The following is a 19,491-nucleotide window of genomic DNA, read 5'->3' as shown; positions in this document are numbered from 1 at the left end:
GCGCTGGGCTTGGCAATCGAGTAGGAGGCGGATTCACACCCGCCGTCCTCTCACACCACCGTGCGTACGGTTCCGTACACGGCGGTTCAGGTTACGCGGCTAAGCCGGTTAATCGTATCCAGTATCGAGACCAGCCCGAGCCGGTCCCACAGTTTCTTTGGCAGCGCGTAGTTCATATGTTGCGCTCCCGAATTCCACCATGGACCTCGGCCATTGAAGGCTGACTTGTTGGCACGCTCCTCGCTCAACCCCAGGCGCATCAAGTTTCTCAGCCTCGTGGGAGGCTGCTTCCATTGACGCCAGATGACGCAGCGGAGTTTGTGCCTGACCCAACCATCCAGTTCCTCAAGCGGCCGCTTGCTCTGGCTGAGCTTGAAGTAGCTAGCCCAGCCTCTCAGGACGGGGTTGATCCGCTCGATGACAGTCGCCATTTTGCGAGCCCGTACGCTGCGCAGCAGCATTCTGAGCCGGTCGCGTAAGCGGTCTAGGCTCATCCTTGCCACGCGCAGCCTTGGCTGCTGGTGCCAGCTCATCCCATAGCCTAGGTAGTCGCACTTCCACGCCCTTGCCACTTGGCTTTTCTTCCTGTTCACCGTCAGCTTCAGACGTTCTCTCAGGAAGCGCTCGACGCTGACCAACACCCGTTCGCCGGCCCGGGGACTGCGTACATAGATGTTCGCATCATCGGCATAACGTACGAAGCGATGGCCCCGCCGCTCCAGCTCGCGGTCGAGTTCGTCGAGCAGGATATTCGACAGCAACGGCGAAAGCGGGCCGCCTTGCGGCGTCCCCTCCTGCCGTGGGCTGACGACACCGCCCGACATGATCCCGGCTTCAAGGTAGCGGCGAATAAGCCTGAGTACGCACTTGTCTTTGATCCGACGTTCGATGCAGGCCATGAGGATGTCGTGATTGACCCGATCGAAAAACTTCTCCAGATCGAGTTCCACGCACCAGCGGTGTCCCGCTGTCACATGAGCACGGGCCATCTCGATGGCTTGATGCGTACTTCTGCCCGGACGAAAACCATAGCTGTAGTCCGAGAACAGTGGGTCGAAGATAGGTGTGAGCTGCTGCTGCAGTGCTTGCTGGATCAGGCGATCCACGACGCTGGGGATTCCCAGTTGCCGTGTGCCGCCCTGCGGCTTGGGAATTTCAACCGCTCGCACTGCTTGGGGCTGGTATTCACCGGCCAGTAACCTGACCTTGAGGGTTGGCCAATACTGTCTCACGTAGCCCGCCAAGTCAGCGACCGTCATGCCATCGGCACCCGGTGCTCCCTTGTTGCTGACCACGCGTTGATACGCACGTCTGAGGTTGGCCGGTGCAAGCACCCGCTCCATCAGCGTGTCCGGCTCCGCGTTCGTCCACGTCACGGACGCCGTCGATACCTTTGCACTGTCAGGCGTCACCCTCGGCTTCTGGCCGGAGCTCGGGATGACAGTTTCCGCTGTGGGAAATTTCTGCATTACGGTTACCAACGAGACGGCGACGCCTACTGGCGGCATAACCTGTTCGGCCCTTGGTGGCGCGGTTAACCGCCACTTACTACGGCTTCGGCTGACTTCTGCACGCTCATCCCGTCGCCTTTCGACGCGCGGTAGCACAATGGCAAACGTACAGATCTCCCAGGGTAATTCGCGCGACCTTCCTGCTTATGCCTGTCGGATCTACGTCACAGCGTTCCGTGCAAGTATTGGGCTTTGGCGATTTGTGCCACCTCACCCCGCTGTGCCGCCTCTATCCGCTTCCTGTTCGTCAGGCCAGCATTTTGCCTCGGGCTTCCTTCAGATTCGCGGTCACCCGCGACACCCTTGCCTCCGGCTAACACTTCCCCTTGCCGGGTGTGTAGAGGACTTTCACCTCCAAGTCACCCACTTGGCCACCACAACCAAGCGGGTTGCGCATACGCGCAACGCGCCATGCCTGGCGCACACAAAAACCCCCGGCCATGTGCATGACCGGGGGCCTTGGATCACGCCGCAAGCGTCGCGATCAGGGTACCGCCAAGATTACTGCTGCTGAGGCAGTTTATCGATCGGGCCGCAGCCACCGATGATCTTGGAGATGGAAACCGAAGGGTGGAACAGGTAGTCGTAGGTGCAGTTTTTCGGTTGGTTGTAAACCTGGCCAGTGCAACCCGACAGCAGGGCGACACCCGAAACGACGGCAACGGCTACGGTGGCCTTGAACAGCTTTTTCATTACTCAATCCTTTAAATGAATCATCTTCGACCATCGTCTGATGGCCGCGGAATCATACAGACTCCAGGCATTGGATCCAAGCCGCGCTTGGCACAGGTTCTTTGCAACTGTGCAACAACAGGTTGAAAAGCGCGCCTTTGGCGACGATAGTTCAGAGCACTGCCTTCGCAATGCCCAACAGGAACTCACCATGCTTGGCGTCACCGACTACGGCGCATTCGTCATCGCCTTCCTCATTCTTCTGGCCATCCCCGGCCCGGGCAATTTCGCCCTGATCACCGCCACCGGCAAGGGCGGTATCAAGGCAGGCCTGGCCGCGACCTGTGGCGTGATCGTGGGTGACCAGGTGCTGCTGTGGCTGGCGGTAGCCGGTGTCGCCACCCTGCTGGCCACCTACCCTGCCGCCTTTCATATGGTGCAGTGGGCGGGGGCTGCATACCTGGCATACCTGGGCCTGCGCATGCTGCTGAGCAAACCCGGTGGTGCAGCACACACCTGCCGCATGGACAACGGCCAGTACCTGCGCCAGACCATGATGATCACCCTGCTCAACCCCAAGGCGATCATGTTCTACATGGCGTTTTTCCCGCTGTTCGTCGACCCGGTGAAGCACCAAGGGCTGGTGACGTTCGGTTTCATGGCGGCGACAGTGGCGGTGGTGACCTTCCTGTATGGGCTGATTGCCGTGGTGCTGACCCATCAACTGGCCGAGCGCATGCGCGCCAGCCCGCGAATTGCCAATATGTTCGAGCGGCTGGCGGGGGCTTGCCTGGTGGGATTCGGCATCAAACTGGCGGCGATGCGCTGATCCCAAGCCCGACAGTGTCCGGGCGCGCCTGACAGCAACCCTAAAAAAGCCCCCGGCAACTCATGGTTCCCGGGGACTTGTTCACTCAGCCATTACCCAGTCAATTGGTTTCCAGCTGATAGGCCTTGTTCACGAACAACGCCGCAAACAGGCTCTTGCCTTCCTTGAAGGTGTACTGCTCTTCGAACGTGCCGTCTTCGACCAGCTTCTGCCCGATGGCGCATTCCGAGTCGCTGTGGTTCTTGGCCTTGGCGCCAAAGTCACTGCTCCACGACGACAGCCCAACCTCCTGGCAGAAGGCTGCGAACTTTGCCTTGGGGACTTGCTGCTGGTATTCGCTGAAAGCCTCTTTCAGCGATTTGAAGCCGCTGTAGCTCACCGAGTAGTTCTCGACCTTGGCCTTGCGGGCAAAGCCGCTCACCGCTTCAGCCAACACCGCCTGGCCGGTGTACGGGCTGTACGCGCCAATCAGCATCGCGCTCAGGGCACTCTTGAGCTGGGTTTCGACATCGTCCAGTTCCGGCAGCGACTGGAAGTCGGCCTTGCGCACGATTTCCCCCACCTTGGAGCCGTCGTTGCGGTGGGTGACCACGAACGCCATCGAGCCTTCGCCATCGCTGGAGCGCTTGATGGTGAAGTCCAGGTCGACCGTGGTACCAAAGTCACCGGTGCTGCTGACCAGAAACGCGCCGGTTACTGGCTGGCGCACCGCCATGTTGGCGCCCCAGGTGAAGTTCGACGGGGCGGCCCGACCATTGGCGGCCAGCTCGGCACGTGGCTGGACTTCGTCGCTGACATCCGCCACCAGCACGACTTCGGCCCCCTTGGTGGCAACGTAAGGGTTGCCCATCTGCATGCCCAGCAACTGGATATGAATGCTGCCATCCTTGCTGTCTCCGTCATGGGCCAGCTTCAGCGCATCAGCCTTCAGGTACACCCCGGCCACATTGCGGCTGACATTGAGCTGGTACTTGGCCCAGCCCGCCAGGCCTTCTTCAGCCGAACCACCCTGTACGGACTCCATCAAGCCCGACAGGCCGCGCATGAACTGCTGGGCGCCATTGGTCTGCGCCGCCGCCACGCGGATCTCCGGGTCGGCTACCGTCAGGTTGCCGGAAAACGCCGAGTAGGAAATGTCCCCCTCAGACAGCACATCCTCAAGGAAATAGCGCTCCTTGAAGTCGTCGTAGTAGGCCAGCGCAGCCTTCTTGCCCGAGCTGGAGACCATCGCATAGCCACCACCGAGCACCAGCACCGCTGCGGCCACACCGCCAATCAGCAACTGCTTCTTGTTCATCTGTTTGATCATGGTGTTTGCCTCACTGGACCATGGCGGAAGCGTTGTTCCAGTCGTTCACGTACTGTTGGGAGACCTCGGGGGTCCAGCTGAAATCGATACCGGCGTTGGGGAATTCCTTGGCCAGCACGGCGCCGAACGACACGCGGTCGGCACAGTGGTCCTGTTTGCAGGCCTCCGGCTCACCGGCGCTGTAGGCACGGTAGGTAGGCACGGCGCGGCCGTCGTCCAGCGGGTAGTACGGCGTGGCGTTGGCCACCTGGGTCACGTACCAGCCTTCGCTGTATTCCTCGTCCGCAACCAGGCGGCCGTTGCTCGGGAAGTCGATGCTGTAGAAGTCACCTTTCTTGCCGGTGACGTGCACCATCATCGGCACTACGCTGGCCGAGGTCGCAGGGTTTTGCTGCTCCAGTGGCGAAGCGAAGCGCACCTTGATACCGGCCATCTGCGCCAACGCCTCGGTTTCGCGCCCCTTGAAGTCGCTCATGCCGTCCTGCAACTGCTGGTAACGCTCCAGCACACGGGTGTGCACGCGGGCCAGCTCCTGTTGGCGCTGACGCTGCTCACGCACACGCTGCTGCTCGCGCTGTACCGCCCAGTTGGCTCCGTCGCGCACATCGAAGAACAGGCCTTGGCGGTTGATGCCGATGCGGTTGCGGGTGATTTTCTGCGCGTCGTTGCCCCAGATGTTGTTCGAGATCGCCGACAGGTCTTTGACGATGAACAGGTTGGCCACATCGGTGGTGGTCGGCGAGGTGGTCTTGATCAGGTCGAAGATTTCCAGCGCAGCTTCCTTGTACTTGGTCGCGTCCAGAGCAAACGACTCGTCCGGGGTGACCGCGACGTAGTAAGGGTCGCTGCTGAACGGGCGGAGCACGCCGTAGCTGGAGCGGGTGAACGTCAGGTACACCTTCATCTGCCGGCCGGGGATCTCACCGACCAGGAACGCGGCCTGGTCAGCTTGCGGCGTAAGATAAGAAACGGCCTTGTCCTTTACCGCAGGCTCAAGGTTCTTGTTGAAGATCAAACCACTCGGGTGAGCATAAACGCGGGTCCAGTTATCACCCCGGTAGGTACCCACAGCCTTCCAGCTGATTTTGTCGAAGCTGCCTTCACCAAAGCCGGACGCCGGGCACGGCATGGCCGGGGTGGTGCCGAACGACAGGGTGTCGCCATCGCCGATGATCGAGGTACTGAGTACCCATTTGCAGCCGGTGCCGTCCGTTACCTGCATCAGGTTGCGGTTTTCCAGGACCACCGAGCGACCGAAGTCCGAAGTGGGGGCTGCGGCGACTGCTGTGGCAGGTGCCGGAGCGGGCGGCACAACAGGGGCTGCTGCCGGAGCTTCGGGGGCCGGGGCTGGCTCTGCGGCTACGGCTGGCGCGGGCGCGGGCGCGGGGGCCGGAGCGGGTTTTGCCTGCGCAGGTGCGGCTTCGACCACTGCCGGGGCCGCTGCAGCAGCAGGGGCTGGGGCTGGGGCCGGAGCAGGTGCCGGTGTCGGTGTCGGTGCAGCAGCCGGTGCCGGGGCGGCAGTGGCAGGCGCAGCAGCCAGGGTCACCAGCCCCAGGTTGCTGGCATTGCCCGAGCCGCTGGCGTACAGGTTGCCCTTGGCATCGACCGCCTTCCAGCTCACCTTGGCGGTCGAGCAGTCCTTGGCGAACACGAACGGCAGCTTGGTCAGCAGGCCCGCCAGCAGTTCCTGGTTATCCCAGGCCGGGCGGGTGATGGTCAGGTCGACCTGGGGCTTGCACCAGCTGGTGGCATCCCCGGGCACTTCGACCTTGATGTTGTCTTTCTTGGAAAAGGCCAGCTCGTGGGCGAACGCCTGCGGTACCAGACCACAAGCGCCGATCACAGCCAGCGCGAGCGCGTGCTTTTTCATGGAGTTCCTCAGATCAGTTCCCAGGTGCCGTTGGCTTGTTTGCAGAAGGTGTTCTGCTCTTGTTCGGTCTGGCCGCTTTGCGATTTCAGGCTGACGGTGACCGGGCGGCAGGCCGCTTCGGCGGCAACTGTCTGGGTCGGCAGCGACTGCACCGAGTCCAGGTCGAAACCTTGGGTTTCCTTGCTGGCGGCAACGTCCAGCTCGTCCAGGTTGACGGCTGGCGTTACGCGCTTGGCGACCGCTTGCGCCTTGGGCTCGACGTAGTTCTTGTGCACATAGCCCACGGTCACACCCTTGCGGCCGACCAGAATCCAGTCACCGGTGGAGCCCACGGCGGTGAATTCGGTGTGGTTCTTCAGGCTGCCGACCTTCTCACCAGCCTGGTTAGGCGCGGCGCGCACGTTGAGGTTGTCGCTGATGGTCACATACGGCTCGTTGATCAACTTCATCGACGGCACCGCCTGGATCTTCGGCGCGCGCTTGACCTCGACCTGCTTGGTTTTGGTGTATTCCTTGCCCGGCACGATCTGCGCGGTGGCGCCGGAGTGGTCGGACTTCCAGGTCACTGGCTGGGCACTGGCAGTGGTTTGCTGCTGGCTCAGAACCTCCTGCGTACGCAGCGCCAGGGCTTGCTGGTCCTTTTCATCGAGCATGTGGCCGATGCGGTTGCCCACGTAGGCGCCAATGCCACCTGCGATCAGCGCGGCGGCGATCTTGCCGTTGCCACTGCCCATGGTCGAGCCGATGGCCACACCGGCCAGGCCACCGATCACGGTGCCCGCTTGCTCTTTGCTGATCCCGAGCTGTGCACAGGCCGTGGTAGAGGCGATGGCGACCGCCAGAAGGGACGCGACGAATTTCTTACGCAAGTGGAGCACTCCATTTTCGGTGGGGCGCACAGCCGCGTACCGCAGCCAATGGTTGGCGGCAGCATTCGAGTTTGTGCGGGGTTTTCAGAAAGTGTGCAGCACTGGCCGCAGACGACAATTCAGCCGTCCAGCGAGGGGCGCAGGGGGAGACCAGTACGGCGCAAAGCATCCAACGAATCCATGTCAGGAAGAGTTCATCGCCCAGCGCGCGTAATCATTACGGCGTGTGGCCTGGGCGTGAGTGGCGTATCAGAGCGCCGCATTGTAGCCCAAGGTGCCATTGGCAGTTCAAGACAAAATGTTGCAGGAAGCCTGTCTGATTGATTAGTAGAAATCCGTCCTACAACTTCTACTCAGAATTATCCCCTTCCTTGTAGGGCGTTTCCCAAACATACTGCCAACCCGCTCAAACGGTTGCGACGGATTCGGTCGCGCTCTAGTCTCGGCTCGTCGTTGCAAAATCAACGGCCGGCTTTGACAGGCCGACGATTTCCCGCACACGTGCACTGTTTATGGCGGCTGTACGTGGGGCACCTTCGTGTGCGCCGAGTTACTCCGGGATCCTCGGTCTGTCAACCCATGTACAGCTGCCACCCTCTTGTTTGACAGCAAGCTTGCGGCAGCTCCAATGATCCTGGAGATGTTTATGCGCAAGATGGTCCCTGATCCACCCCTCGATACCACCCAGTTCCTGCAAGACACTCTGGTCCAGTCCTCAGAGTACGTACTCTGCGCCCTGTCCGTGGCCCGCCAATCCGTGCAACTCAAACCCACCGCCCACAGCTCGATCGTGATGCAGGCCGTGATCCATGAAATGGAAGCGGTACAGGGGCTGGTCGAGTCGGCGTTGATGCAGTTGCAGATGCGGTCGCATTTACCCACAGAGCCTCACACCTTGCATTAGCAGGTCAGGCCTCTTCGCGGGCACGCCCGCTCCCACAGGGTCACCACAGCCGTCACGCACTGCACAGTACCTGTGGGAGCGGGCGTGCCCGCGAAGAGGCCAGCCCAGGCAACCCAGAATCCAGGGAAACAAAACAATGCCCACCGACAACACAACAGAACCCACCACAGTCGGCAAGACCTGCTTCTACCAAGGCGAAAACAACACTCACCCGCTGTTCCGCATCGAACCCGGCATCCCCTGCCAGGACGCCCGCGAACAGGCTTCCGAACTGATGGGTTACGTGCGCGACCTGATCATCACCGGCCTGATGGACGGCGACCAGAAACTGATCTGGGCCTCGCATTACCTGAGCGCGATGGCCAAGGCGCTGCTGGATGATGCCGAGTTGGGGATGATGAAAAAGTAAGTGCGAGGAAGCCCTGGAAACGCAAAATATCCCGGGGCTTCACCGATTGCATCATGTCGCAAGCGCACCTTAGCGAGCCCCCACGCTGACAGCTGGAGTGCGACATTCTCTACCGCCATGTAGTCCATTTCCCAAACGCTCAGCAAACCCGCGCTATCCGTTGCCAGCGCTCCGCTCGCGCCCTAGCCTCATCACGTCGCGGCCAAACCAAGCGCCGACGATGGGAGGCGAACATCGTTGCAGGCGTATACACCCGTTGCGTAATGGGCAGCCCACTCCGTTTAAAAAGCGGCAGGCCGACTCGGCCGCTCACTCAAACGAGCAAAGGAAATTTTTGATGCTTTACGAGGTAGAAAATGATCAGCAAAAAAATTTCGCCGCAAGACATGCCAATCCTTGATCTGGATTTGAGCAAAACAAAACGCTTCGAGGCCTCCCGGTTTCTCGACAGCCCGGAAACCATCGCGGCATTTCTGGCAGAAGCAATGAAGGCTAATGACGCTCAGACCCTGATGCATGCATTGGGTGAAGTGGCAAAAGCCAAGGGCGTGAATCAGTTTGCGCAAGACGCAGGGGTCAATCGAGAGTCTCTTTATAAAACGCTGAAGGGCGAAGAAAAGACCCGTTTCACCACTATTCAAAAACTGATGGTTGCGTTAGGTGTAGAGCTCACAGTCAGGCCGCTCGAGAAGCTTCCGGGCTCTTGATTTAAGCGCTCGGGCAATTAGCATGCTGGCTGTAAATCTTTGCCTTCCATAACGAAAAAGCCCCCGAAAGCTTTCGCTTCCAGGGGCTTGATCTTGTATGGCGGAGAGATAGGGATTTGAACCCTAGGTACTGTTGCCAGTACAACGGATTTCGAATCCGTTTTTTATCTTATATTTTTTTGAACAAAAAATTGAAAACCTAACAAAATCAGCATCTTAAACGCAGCATGACACAACACGATTCCACACCTTTTGGGGAACCCATTCCCCCAAAATTCCCCCAGCGCCTTTTTGTTGGATAGGCGTCGGTAGAATGATACTTTTCCAGCTATCCGCACACGGTAGTCGACTAACCTCGGTATCTGAAACGACAAAAGGAGCTTGGCTTGCAACTCAAAATAAAACTTGTAGCTGCGGCAGACGATCAGCCGACGAAAAGCACATCAATCCAACAAGATTACCGTAGCTTCAGGTCGACCCTGGATGATGCTGGAGTCAAATATTCGCAGCGATCTATGGTTTTCGACAGTGCAGAAGCGCTTGGTTATTCACTAGGCGAATTCGCTATTGAGTTCACCAAGACTGTGTTGCCAGTGCTCACCGCCGCTGTAGGTGGCTGGTTCTTGGCCCGCAAGGGCAGGAAAATTCGCCTGGAGATGGATGGCGTGATACTTGAGGCCGGCTCCATCAAGGAGATGGAAAAGCTGGTTGAGCTTTATGAATCTGTGCGTGATGGTCAGGTCTACGACCCTGATTCGCACCGAAATGGCCCCGACTCACCTTCGGGAAGGTAGCGACCTATCCGTGCAAGGTGCACGGCACGCTGGACATCAGCGACAGGCCTGCACTGCCGCCACCAACTCCTTCTCATACCCGATACGCTGGCGTCGTTCAGCCAACAGCGCCCGCACCTTCACTTCCAGACTGTCGGTCTTTCGCAGCGCGGCAGCCGCCCAGGCCGGCACCGCCACCTCCGGCGCCCGACACGGCACCTGCACGGGCACCTCGACGCGCACGTACTGGACCTCTGGCGCGACCTTCCCTGCGCAGCCGGCCAGCAGAGCGATGCCTGCGAGCACCCCCACCCCGCGCAGGATTCGACCTGCAGCACCTGCACCGCCTGCACTTTTGTGCAAGACCTGCACTTGTTCGCTGCTCCTGCAGGGCCCACCTTGGTGACCTCCCTCAAGCCCAGAAGCCATGCGGGTTTCAGTGGTAATTTCGCCTGCCTGGTGGTCGGGCAGGCCCACCCCTAAATCGGTCATAGCCCTAGCTCCTGATCGATGATCGAGGTGGCGGCTTCGCACTGGTCGCCGCCGGTGCGCTCCTGCTGCAGGCGGTTCGCCGCGGCGAAGTCGATGCCTGCACTGGCTTTGGCCTCACTCACCGCCTGCTCTGCCCTGGCCTGGCGCTCATTCGCCGCCAGGGTCAGGTCGCCCAGGGCCCTGCCCTGCTCTTGCGCCAGGCCTTCTAGGTTGTCGCGCGCCGCTGTGCACGCTGCGACCCGGTCCTGCTCCTCGTCGAGAGCCGGCCGGAAATGGCTAGTGGCTAGCCAGACGCCCACTGCCACGCCGAGCAGGATCATCAGGCCGGCGCCGGCAAGCCGCATCACCCAGTCGTTCACATTGCCTCCAGGAACAGATCCCGCTCAGCAGCCCGCCGGCGCACCAGCCCGGCCAGCACCTGCCCGCCTGCCTTGTTCCAGCGGGGGAACTGCTCGGCAGCAGCAACGTAGTTGCCCGCATTGAGCAGCCGGCGTAGCGTGGACGACTCAAGATTGGCCGCACCCAGGTTGTAGGTGAAGCTCATCAGGGCATCCCACTGGTTTTGGTTCAGCGGCGCTGTGACCAGGCGCTGCACTTCTGGCTCGAAGCGCTGCACGTCGTTCAGCAGCATGCGTTCGGCCTGTTCCTTGGTGATCGTCATCCCCGGTTTCACGCCACGGGTGGTGCCATAGCCGATGGTCCAGACGCCGACAGAATCCTGATAGGCCTGCAGGCGCAGGCCCTCGAATGACTTGATGAGGCTCAAGCCACGTTGCGATGTGCGCATGGGTTTTCTCCAGGCGAAAAAAGCCCGCGCTGGGCGGGCATTGGGTGGTTGCGAACGCCGTCAGGCAGCAGACGCCTCAGGCTCTGGTGCTGGCTCTACCGGATCTTTTGCGCTGATGGAGACTTTGGCGGTGTAGTCCTTCAGCACCTGGGCCACGCATACCTGCGCGGTCGGGAACTGGTTCAGGATCTCGCGAGCTCGGGCGTCGGCCTCCTCCTGGGTGGCGTAGCGAGTTTTGTTGGCAACTTCGTAGTCATTGCTCAGGTTGATGGCGACAAATGGCATGGGTAAATCTCCAGGCAAAAGAAGCCCGCTCGATGGCGGGCATTGGGTAGTTGACTTGGATTCAAGCCTTGGGGTGTTGCTGTTTGATCTGCTGCAGGGTCGAGAAGAACGGCTCAGCCTTGGGCATAAGCCCTTGATTCATCGCATGCCAAAGCATGTCCAGTTGCTCCTCCACCGGCGGGTACTCGGCCGCACGGCGCTTGGTGTGGTCGCTCTTATGCTGAATTTTCAACGGTGAACTCCTGATCGCGGTATGGCCAAAGGCTGACCGTGACGGTGTAGATACCGGGCGCCGAAAATCCCAGCTCGATGTCACTGCCGTCAGCGGTGTAGGTTTCGCTCTCGATGTTGACGGCGGCACCTTCGTGCACCCCCTTCAACCAGAGCCCTTGGAGAACCGCCCCCATCTGGGGGCGCTCCCTGAGCATTTGCCCCATCACGAAGTGATCGGCCGGCCTTGCCGGTGTGGCCACTTGGATGAAGGGCCGGTCGGTATTCAGCCTGATGATCTGCTTCCCGAACTCGGGCGGGCAGCTGACGGCAAATACGATCCGGCCGTCAGTCTCATAGGCTGCGAAGTGTCCAATGTTGCTCACCGTTTAGTCCCCATGGCAAAGAGGTTATGATTTCTCACGCCGACACCCGTGTTCTCCCCCCACCACTTCACAGTGACGACGAAAAAACCCGGGCCAACGCCGATTGATCCCATCAGGTTAGGGAAACCGTCCGCCCAGTCGCCTCCACCTTCAGCGATCACCAGGCCGTTGATATCCATCTGGAATTGGTACTTACGGATACCACTGCCAAACCCTTGGTAGCAGCTGTACTGGGCCGTGATGAAACCGCCCTCGTCCATTTGCACGCCGACGGCGGCCAAGTTCTGCCATTGGCCTACTCCCGCACCCAGCACATTCCCGGGGCTATTTGCCGATACCGGCACGGTGACGGCGTTCCCACGAATGCGCAGCGTGTCGATTTCCGCCACACCGATCTTCGCCGACGTAATCGCACCGTTGGCGATCTTGGCGTTGATGATGCTGCCATCACGAATGAAGGCATCATTCATGAACACCTGGCCGCCTTGAATCGCAAACGGGCTGACGTAACCATTGCCGGCGGCGTTGATTACCGCGAACTGGTCCGCCAAGACGGCCACGACCGACTGCAGCACACCATTCTGGTTCTGAATGCCTACTCCAATCCCACCGAGCGCATAAACTCCGCTTTGCGTAACTGCAACCTTGATCGAGAACTGAGCGTTGACCCGATTATTCAATCCGGTCTGCGCGGTACTGATCTGCTGTACCGAAGCATTGGTGGCCCCCAAAGACGATTGGGTGCTCTGAATTTGCTGACTGAGTGCTCCATCAGCATCGCTTCGGGCCTTGGCTTCGTTCTGAATCGCAGCGTTGGCATCTCCGACAGAGGACAGCAGCCCATTTATCCTCTGTGTTTCAGCCGCCAGCTTGTCCCCCTGCTGGGAAACGTTGACGCTGAGTGAGTCAAACGCCCTCCCCGAAGCAGCCACCGACCGTCGCCCGGCTGCGATGTAGGCGATGTCCACCTCGCCATTGGCATCACCCGAGTTGTACATGTCCAGGCGGATGGCCCAGATCTTCTTCCCATTCCAACCAGAATGGCCGGACAGATCGAGCTCGATGTCCTGCCAATCTCCACTCGAGGTGCTGATAGGCCAGTTGAACCGCCGAGCCTCGGCAAGCCCCCCATCCTCGTTGGCCCAGTACATAGCCGCACTGGTCCGGCCGGTGTTGCGCCGGCGTAGCCTGATCCTCACAAGAGGGTTCGCGGCTCCGTCTATGACCGGGAAGGTGTTGGTTGCCTGAATGGTCGTGAACTTGGCGACAGTTGCATACTGAGGGCCAGCGGTCAGGGTTGCTCCAGACGTATTGGCTATCCATCCCTCCACTGAGTTAACGAACTCCCAGGTCTGCCCAGCCACGAATGGCAGAGCGGTGCCAATCTTCGCCTCCAGGTTGGTGATGCTCGTGGATTGCGCCGTCAGGCCGCTTTCCGTAGCAGCGACGCGGTTGGCCACGCTGGTCAGCGCAGCGGTCGACGCCTTGCTGGCCAGTCCAGTGGAACCGTTGTTGACGCTATTCTCCAGGCTGGTCGTTCTGCTGGACACAGAGTTGATGTCTTTGCCCTGCTGGCTCACGCTGGATGTCAGGCCGTCGACTGCCGTAGAAACGGCGCCGATGGCGGTGCTGTTGACCTGCCCGTTGTCTCGCCAGCCAGTCGGCCGCGAACCGTATTCGACCTGTGGCCTGGCAACCTCGAAAGTACCAGCAGCACTACTCCCGCTTGCAGCGTGGGCCCGGTAAAACACCCGAACCTTGGCGGCGCCAGCAGGAGCAATCGATGTGAACGACACGCGATCGCCGGAAACCGATACGGGCACAACCAGCGAGGCCGGAGCGGAGATTACGGTACCGGCGGCGTTTGCCCACTGATGGAAGATCCTCAATCCCAAATCGCCTGAATCGGAGGTCTTCCTTGCATAGATCGACGACGTCACCGTCTGACCCGGGGCAACTGCAGGAGCCCGTTCACTTGCTGTGACCAGCGACGTGTAAGGGTTGCCCGAAGCTGTTGTGCCAACGCCCGTGGTGGTGCACCGATATGCATTTTCTGCAGCGTTAAGCCAGGAGCTGACCATTGAGGGCGTATAGGTCGCCGTCCCTTCCGGAACCCATCCATCAGGATTGTTCCCCGTAGCTGCTCCCAATTTCGTGAAAGCCGGGTTGTAGAGCAGATTCTCTCCGCCAACGTCTCCGATCGAATTGTCCAGTTGAGTTAGCCGACCACTGACTGACGTCAGCCCCTCCTCCGTGCTGGAGACACGACCCGATACGCTGTTGATCGCTGCAGCGTTTGCTTGCGCTGCGCTTTGAGCGTTCTTGGCGTTGTCCTTCCAGGCACTCACGACGATGGATAGTTCAGCTTGGGCGCGATCAATCTCGTAGTAGCCGTCACTGGCGGTACCACCCAAAGGACCTCTGACGCGTAGAAGAAGGTCTGCCCCGATCGTCCCCGCTGGAGCGGCAGCGCCAGTGAAGACTGGTCGGTTCCATGCGTCGCTCAGAATGGTTCGGAGCGGTCCATGCGTCCCTATCGTGGCCCCACCACTGTTCTTGTATTGCAGGTATATCTCACTGACCAGATCCTGGGTGCCCCGGACATACGCCGACACTGTCAGTACCTGCCCTGGCGCCATGGACACCCAGCTTGCGTTCGGTAGCGCAACATCCACATACGCAGAGCCGGATAGCCCTTTGGCATCGACACGCTGCGCCTTACCGCGAGGGTCCAAGGTTGACGGCACCAACGACAGCAGCCGATTGGGTGCAGACAGCGGAGAGCCAATACGCCAGCCATCAGCAAGGCCGGCAGTTGGCCCCTCTACCTCAAACGAAGGGTTAGGCAGTAGGTTCTCGCCGCCAACCTGGCCGAGCGATGCATTAATACCAGTGATCGCCTCGCCAGCGGCGGTGATGGCTGCGCCTTGTTGCTCTACCTTATTCGTGAGGCTCTGAACGGTAGAGGCATCAGCCTTTGTCGCTACTTGGCTCAGGGCATTGGCCGCTGCTGCTGCGGCATCCGTGGCTACCTTGTCCGAAACTGCCTGCCATGCAGAGCCATTCCACCGTTTGGGTGTGTTCCCACCACCTGTGGTATCAATCCAAAGGTTCTGGATCTGCTGGTTGATGGCTGAAGGTGTTGAGTTTTGGACGATCACCTTGCCCTTGGCATCAGCGAGGCTGTAGGCGTCTTGGGCAGCCTTCTGCGCAGCTGACACATTACCGTTGGTGGCATTGAGCCCACCCTGCAGATTTACGATCGACTGGCTCTGGCTGGATAGCTTTCCTTCTGCTTCGGTAACCGCGTTGCTCAGAGTGGAAACGGCTTCTGCCGAGGCCGAGGCGGAACGCCTACCAACGGCGATATAAGCGATATCGATCTCGCCGCTTGTATCACCGGAGTTCATCATGTCCAGGCGGATGGCGTAAATTTTCTTGCCGTTCCACCCGGCATGGCCGGACAGGTCAAGCTCGATGTCCTGCCAATCCGTGGTTGTGGTGCTGATGAACCACCCAAAGCGCCTTGCCTCGGCCAACCCGCCGTCTTCGTTGGCCCAGTACATCTGGGCACCCGCCCGGCTGGTATTACGCCGCCTTAGCCTGATCCGCAGATAAGGGTTCTCTGCGCCTGCAACGACTGGGGTGAAATTGCACTGAAGGTTCGGGTTTGCAGTCACGGTAGCAAACAGCGGGCCCGCAGTAATCGTCCCATTTGTCGCGGTCGCCACCCAACCCCTTGTCGAGCCGGTGAACTCCCAGGCACGGCCAGCAACGAATGGCTGGGCAGCGCCTACGCTGTTTTTCAGCTGCGTGATATCAGTGCTCTGGCTGCTCAGTGCCCCTTCAGCAGCCTCTACTCGGTTACCCAGGGACTGGACAGCCGAAGCATCCGCCTTCTTGCTCACGCTGTCAGTCAGCGAGGTGAGCGCCTGGCTTTGCGAGCTGATGAGCTGATCTTGGGCCTTATCCTTGTCCTCGGTCGCCGTCACACGGCTCGTGACCTGCTGCAGCGCCTGCGAACTGGCCTTGCCGTCGATGCTGGTCTGCATGCCGTCCATGCGGGTGGCTTGCGACGACAGTTTGCCCTCGGCATCGCTGACGCGGGTGCTCAGACTGCTGACTACAGAAGCGTCGGCCTTGGTCTGCGCCAGGGCCAGAGCACCAGCGGCAGCAGCGGCTGCATCGGTGGCCACCTTGTCCGTCACCGCAACCCAAGCCGAGCCGGTCCAGCGCTTCGGGGTGTTGGCATTGCTGGTGGTGTCGATCCATAGGTTCTGCGCCAGGCGGTCAGCGACGGCAGGCGCGGCCGACTGAACAATGACCTTGCCCTTCCCGCCCGCCAGCGTGGCCGCATCCTGCGCAGCCTGCTGGGCAGCCGACACGTTGCCGTTGGTGGTGGTAAGGCTCGACTGCAGGCCCGAGATCTGCTGGGCCTGGGCTGAGGTGGCGCCCTCCAGGGTTTCGACTTTGGTTTCCATGGTCTGGACGCGCGCGGCCATGCCGTTGGCAGTCACCACCGCCTGGCCAACATCGGTCCAGTAGGTGGCGTTCGGCGGTGGCGTGTTCAGCGGTACCGCTTTTAGGGCCTGGTACAACTTGCCATCACTGCCCAGGGCGCTTTGCCCGACGCTGTAGGCCTTGTCTTTCCGGTACGGCAACGAGCCGGCCAAGGCCGAGACGTTGGCGATCTGCTGCTGCAGGTCGGCCTTGGCAGCCGACACATCAACGCTCACAGCGGTGATCTGCTGCTGCAAGTTGCCCTTGGTGGTGTTGAGGGCGTTGTTCACCTCACTGATTTGCTGGGCCAGTTCGGTCTTGGCCGTCCCTATCCGATCGTTCACCGACCCAGGGCCATTCTTGTCTATCAGGTCGATGCGGCTGGTGAGCTCCTGGCCCAGTTCACTCTCGGTGATCTGATCCTTGATCTGCTCGAGGATCGCGCCAGCATCAGCGCTGGCCATTCCGGCAACCACTGCCGGGGCCTCCGGGAAGAACGGGCCGAGGTTGCCGGTGCGATCCACCAGGCGCGCCCAGAAGAAGAAACGCTGCCCGGCGCGCAGGCCCTGCATGACGTGCTCGTTCTGCGGATAGGCCAGGTCGGCCAGCTTGGTGGCCAAACCCAGATCGGTGCCTTCGCTGTACCACAGTTCGGTGCGCTGGGTGTCCTCGGCACCAGCCGGGAAGCCCCACATGACCTTGATGCCGAACAGCAGGCTCTCGGTGATAAGGTGAGTGACCGCCGGCGGCGGCGTCGTCTTTCCGGCCACGTTGGTCAGCATCGAGGTGGTGGGGATGGACGAGACATCCATGGAGCTGACTGCGCGCACGCGGGCCAGGTACTGGCCGGCATACACGCCACGCACGTCGGCAGCCAGCTCGCCGGTTCTCGGCACCTTCACCCAGTCCCGCGAGCCCCAGCGCCACTCAACGTCGTAGGCCACAGCCCCGGGCGCTGCATCCCAAGAGATCGTCATGGTGGTGACGGCCATACCTTGGTCCACAGAAGAGTGGCTGCCGATCAGCACGCGCGCCGGGGCATCTTGAACGCCCGGTGGCAGAACGCTGATGGGGCGGTCATCGATCACCGTCCCGTAGTCAATGGCGTCGAACTTGCTCGGCTCGTACTGGATGCACTCCAGCTGGAACTGGTGCCACTCCGGGCGCGTGACGTTGCGCACGTAGAACTGCATCAGTTTCAGATCATCGAAGTCCAGCACCCAGCCGGATTCAGGCTGCGGCACCTCGCTGAAGTCCGCCATGACAGTGATCTGGCGGCCGGCCACAGAGCGCACCTGGCGCGCCTCGGACTTGCCGCTGGGCAGGTTGACCAGCAGGCGGGCACCAGTCGGCACCTCGATGTCACGGTCGACCGTCACGACGCGCCCGGCCACGGCGGCGATACGGCCACCGTTGGCGCGGCCTGCCAGCATCGGGTCGGACAGGGTGATCACCTTGCCCGGCTTCGGGATGTAGCCATCCAAGCCGACACGGAAGCTGGCACCGCGCAGCTGCAGCTGCTCGGTCATGAGAGCCCACTGGCCGGCGCGCTGGGCCTGGCCCCGCGACGTGCAGCCGACAGCCTCCACAGAGATCTCGCGCACGCCATACTCAGCAATGGCGCTTTCATCGAAGACCGGCTCTTTGTCGGTGTCGTAGCCGCGATCTGGGTCATCGAACGACACCATGGCCTGGCTGTGCCGATCGCGAAGCTTGCTGCCGGTGTACTTGACTGCGCCGTCGTCGAGGATCTGCGACAGGGTGTAGTTGTAGACCGGATCCTGCGGCATATCGGCGTTGACGGTGATCTGGCTGCCGTCCCAGAAGGCCAGGCCATGGAAGATGGCCGCCAGGTCCTGCAGAACGGCCCAGGCCTCGGCCTGCTTCTGCAGGTACAGGTTGCAGGTAAATCGCGGCTCCTGGCCGCCAAGTCCGTTCGGCACCAGCTGGTCGCAATACTGCCCGATGCGGTACAGCGACCAGCGATTGATCATGGTCGCGTCGATGCGATCGCCAAGGCCGTAGTAAGGGTGCAGGGCCAGGTCGAAGAACACCCAGGCCGGGTTGTTGGTGTAGGCCTCCTTGAAGGTGCCATCCCAAACGCCGTTGGTGGTGCCGGGGCCGCTGGTGGCGTAGGTGCGGTTCACCGGGTCGTAGTTCATGGGCACGCGCACGATTCGCCCGCGCATCAGCACGGCAATCTTGGCGATGTCGCCACCGAACTGCTCGGCGTCGTACTCCACGCAACTGACGGCGGTCAGCGGGTATTCCTGATCGCTGTCGACCACCTCGGCGATGGCCTCGACGTACATCCCATCCTGCACCAGCGAGCTATTAGCCTCCGGCGTGATCCGGCGCGCGCGAATCGCCCAGCGGCTGCCGGCCGGCAGATCGATGCGATGGGATCGCTCGTACTTGGTGACGTTCTTCCGGTTGACCTCGGAGGCCAGCACCTGCTGGAACGGGCCGTTATCGGTAGAAACGTCCACCGCATACTCGATACGAACGCCATCGATGTTGCCGCCCGAATCCTGGGACTGCAGTTGTGGCCACGAGAACCGCAGGCGCACGGCGTCCAGCATGGAGTTGGTGATGGTGTAGACGTAAGGCGTGGTGCTGAGCAGCTGCTGGCCAACGGCAATCTCGTTGCTCGACTCGCTGATCCCGGTCATGCGCTCCTGGTTCAGCTCGCCCGAGCGGAACTGCCACTTCACGCCTGGGTAAGTCAGGGTGCCGTCTTCCGCCATGACTGGCGTGCCATCCAGTTTCACAGAACGCAGGCCGTTCACCGGGCCCACGATCGGCCCCCAGCTCCACAGGTAGAGCATGCGCACCGTGGCGATCGACGGAACGCTGTTGGAAGCGATGCTGGGCTGTTTCTGCTTGGCTGAACCGCCCTTGCTGCCGACCACCTGCCGCTTGCTGGCTGCAGTGGCGCGCCGCGGCGCGCGCTTCAGTGCTTGACCCATTCCACTCTC

At 61.0% G+C, this 19,491-nt stretch carries 17 protein-coding genes; 5 read left to right on the top strand and 12 right to left on the bottom strand.

Annotated elements, in window-relative coordinates:
- Positions 1–86 precede the first annotated feature (86 nt).
- The gene (gene ltrA, locus LU682_RS06950) at positions 87–1,508 is read right to left on the bottom strand and encodes a group II intron reverse transcriptase/maturase (protein WP_138868007.1); all 1,422 of its coding nucleotides are present in this window, start codon (positions 1,506–1,508) and stop codon (positions 87–89) included.
- A 504-nt stretch (positions 1,509–2,012) separates the two neighbouring features.
- Positions 2,013–2,204, bottom strand: coding sequence for a YhfL family protein (locus LU682_RS06945; RefSeq protein ID WP_003254720.1), 192 nt, complete (start codon positions 2,202–2,204; stop codon positions 2,013–2,015).
- Between the two features lie 190 nt (positions 2,205–2,394).
- Here LU682_RS06945 and LU682_RS06940 point away from each other — a divergent pair, with 190 nt between their 5' ends.
- Complete coding sequence (locus tag LU682_RS06940) at positions 2,395–3,012, top strand: LysE family transporter (protein ID WP_049587971.1); 618 nt, start codon at positions 2,395–2,397, stop codon at positions 3,010–3,012.
- 100 nt (positions 3,013–3,112) lie between these two features.
- On the opposite strand, the gene LU682_RS06935 is transcribed toward LU682_RS06940, so the two are convergent.
- The 3 genes from LU682_RS06935 to LU682_RS06925 are packed head-to-tail and all read right to left on the bottom strand — an operon-like array spanning position 3,113 to position 7,060.
- Positions 3,113–4,321: a hypothetical protein gene (locus LU682_RS06935; RefSeq protein WP_232857438.1), complete on the bottom strand. Its 1,209-nt coding sequence runs from the start codon at positions 4,319–4,321 to the stop codon at positions 3,113–3,115.
- Positions 4,322–4,331: 10 nt separating this feature from the next.
- Positions 4,332–6,191, bottom strand: coding sequence for a hypothetical protein (locus LU682_RS06930; protein WP_010952383.1), 1,860 nt, complete (start codon positions 6,189–6,191; stop codon positions 4,332–4,334).
- Positions 6,192–6,199: 8 nt separating this feature from the next.
- Positions 6,200–7,060, bottom strand: coding sequence for an SH3 domain-containing protein (locus LU682_RS06925; RefSeq protein WP_003254727.1), 861 nt, complete (start codon positions 7,058–7,060; stop codon positions 6,200–6,202).
- A gap of 646 nt (positions 7,061–7,706) precedes the next feature.
- Between LU682_RS06925 and LU682_RS06920 the strand changes: the two genes are divergently transcribed.
- The 4 genes from LU682_RS06920 (at position 7,707) to LU682_RS06905 (ending at position 9,874) form a co-directional block, all read left to right on the top strand.
- Entirely contained in the window at positions 7,707–7,964 is a 258-nt protein-coding gene (locus LU682_RS06920; RefSeq protein ID WP_049588003.1) for a hypothetical protein, read from the top strand.
- Positions 7,965–8,100: 136 nt separating this feature from the next.
- A complete protein-coding gene (locus LU682_RS06915) occupies positions 8,101–8,373 on the top strand; it encodes a DUF3077 domain-containing protein (protein WP_012051485.1) in 273 nt (90 codons plus the stop codon).
- A 356-nt stretch (positions 8,374–8,729) separates the two neighbouring features.
- Entirely contained in the window at positions 8,730–9,080 is a 351-nt protein-coding gene (locus LU682_RS06910; RefSeq protein ID WP_010952378.1) for an addiction module antidote protein, read from the top strand.
- Between the two features lie 386 nt (positions 9,081–9,466).
- Positions 9,467–9,874, top strand: coding sequence for a hypothetical protein (locus LU682_RS06905; RefSeq protein WP_060489892.1), 408 nt, complete (start codon positions 9,467–9,469; stop codon positions 9,872–9,874).
- A 36-nt stretch (positions 9,875–9,910) separates the two neighbouring features.
- On the opposite strand, the gene LU682_RS06900 is transcribed toward LU682_RS06905, so the two are convergent.
- From LU682_RS06900 to LU682_RS06870, 7 genes are all read right to left on the bottom strand, one after another.
- On the bottom strand, positions 9,911–10,282 hold the full coding sequence (locus tag LU682_RS06900) for a hypothetical protein (protein ID WP_370688794.1): 372 nt from the start codon (positions 10,280–10,282) through the stop codon (positions 9,911–9,913).
- A 59-nt stretch (positions 10,283–10,341) separates the two neighbouring features.
- The gene (locus tag LU682_RS06895) at positions 10,342–10,689 is read right to left on the bottom strand and encodes a hypothetical protein (protein ID WP_060489894.1); all 348 of its coding nucleotides are present in this window, start codon (positions 10,687–10,689) and stop codon (positions 10,342–10,344) included.
- Positions 10,690–10,700: 11 nt separating this feature from the next.
- On the bottom strand, positions 10,701–11,132 hold the full coding sequence (locus tag LU682_RS06890; RefSeq protein WP_060489890.1) for a lysozyme: 432 nt from the start codon (positions 11,130–11,132) through the stop codon (positions 10,701–10,703).
- Positions 11,133–11,192: 60 nt separating this feature from the next.
- Positions 11,193–11,417 carry a hypothetical protein gene (locus tag LU682_RS06885; RefSeq protein WP_060489888.1) on the bottom strand — a complete coding sequence of 75 codons (225 nt, stop codon included), beginning with the start codon at positions 11,415–11,417 and terminating at the stop codon, positions 11,193–11,195.
- Between the two features lie 61 nt (positions 11,418–11,478).
- Positions 11,479–11,649 carry a hypothetical protein gene (locus tag LU682_RS06880; RefSeq protein WP_177332261.1) on the bottom strand — a complete coding sequence of 57 codons (171 nt, stop codon included), beginning with the start codon at positions 11,647–11,649 and terminating at the stop codon, positions 11,479–11,481.
- Positions 11,633–12,013 (bottom strand): hypothetical protein, encoded by a 381-nt coding sequence (locus LU682_RS06875; RefSeq protein WP_060489885.1) that lies wholly within the window; start codon positions 12,011–12,013, stop codon positions 11,633–11,635. The genes LU682_RS06880 and LU682_RS06875 overlap by 17 nt, the downstream gene beginning before the upstream one ends.
- Positions 12,010–19,482, bottom strand: a complete 7,473-nt coding sequence (locus LU682_RS06870; RefSeq protein ID WP_232857436.1) for a TipJ family phage tail tip protein — start codon at positions 19,480–19,482, stop codon at positions 12,010–12,012. The genes LU682_RS06875 and LU682_RS06870 overlap by 4 nt, the downstream gene beginning before the upstream one ends.
- Between the last annotated feature and the right edge of the window lie 9 nt (positions 19,483–19,491).

This window comes from Pseudomonas alloputida (assembly GCF_021283545.2).
Taxonomy (GTDB): domain Bacteria; phylum Pseudomonadota; class Gammaproteobacteria; order Pseudomonadales; family Pseudomonadaceae; genus Aquipseudomonas; species Aquipseudomonas alloputida.
Note: the sequence above shows the minus strand (reverse complement) of the source record. Positions and strands in the feature narration are given on the sequence as shown.

Excerpts from the sequence above, each read along its gene's own strand:
- LU682_RS06890 (WP_060489890.1), bottom strand. The coding sequence starts at position 11,132 with ATGCGCACATCGCAACGTGGCTTGAGCCTCATCAAGTCATTCGAGGGC.
- LU682_RS06910 (WP_010952378.1), top strand. The coding sequence starts at position 8,730 with ATGATCAGCAAAAAAATTTCGCCGCAAGACATGCCAATCCTTGATCTG.
- LU682_RS06945 (WP_003254720.1), bottom strand. The coding sequence starts at position 2,204 with ATGAAAAAGCTGTTCAAGGCCACCGTAGCCGTTGCCGTCGTTTCGGGT.
- LU682_RS06915 (WP_012051485.1), top strand. The coding sequence starts at position 8,101 with ATGCCCACCGACAACACAACAGAACCCACCACAGTCGGCAAGACCTGC.
- LU682_RS06920 (WP_049588003.1), top strand. The coding sequence starts at position 7,707 with ATGCGCAAGATGGTCCCTGATCCACCCCTCGATACCACCCAGTTCCTG.
- LU682_RS06885 (WP_060489888.1), bottom strand. The coding sequence starts at position 11,417 with ATGCCATTTGTCGCCATCAACCTGAGCAATGACTACGAAGTTGCCAAC.
- LU682_RS06900 (WP_370688794.1), bottom strand. The coding sequence starts at position 10,282 with ATGGCTTCTGGGCTTGAGGGAGGTCACCAAGGTGGGCCCTGCAGGAGC.
- LU682_RS06940 (WP_049587971.1), top strand. The coding sequence starts at position 2,395 with ATGCTTGGCGTCACCGACTACGGCGCATTCGTCATCGCCTTCCTCATT.
- ltrA (WP_138868007.1), bottom strand. The coding sequence starts at position 1,508 with ATGCCGCCAGTAGGCGTCGCCGTCTCGTTGGTAACCGTAATGCAGAAA.
- LU682_RS06935 (WP_232857438.1), bottom strand. The coding sequence starts at position 4,321 with ATGATCAAACAGATGAACAAGAAGCAGTTGCTGATTGGCGGTGTGGCC.
- LU682_RS06930 (WP_010952383.1), bottom strand. The coding sequence starts at position 6,191 with ATGAAAAAGCACGCGCTCGCGCTGGCTGTGATCGGCGCTTGTGGTCTG.
- LU682_RS06895 (WP_060489894.1), bottom strand. The coding sequence starts at position 10,689 with ATGCGGCTTGCCGGCGCCGGCCTGATGATCCTGCTCGGCGTGGCAGTG.
- LU682_RS06870 (WP_232857436.1), bottom strand. The coding sequence starts at position 19,482 with ATGGGTCAAGCACTGAAGCGCGCGCCGCGGCGCGCCACTGCAGCCAGC.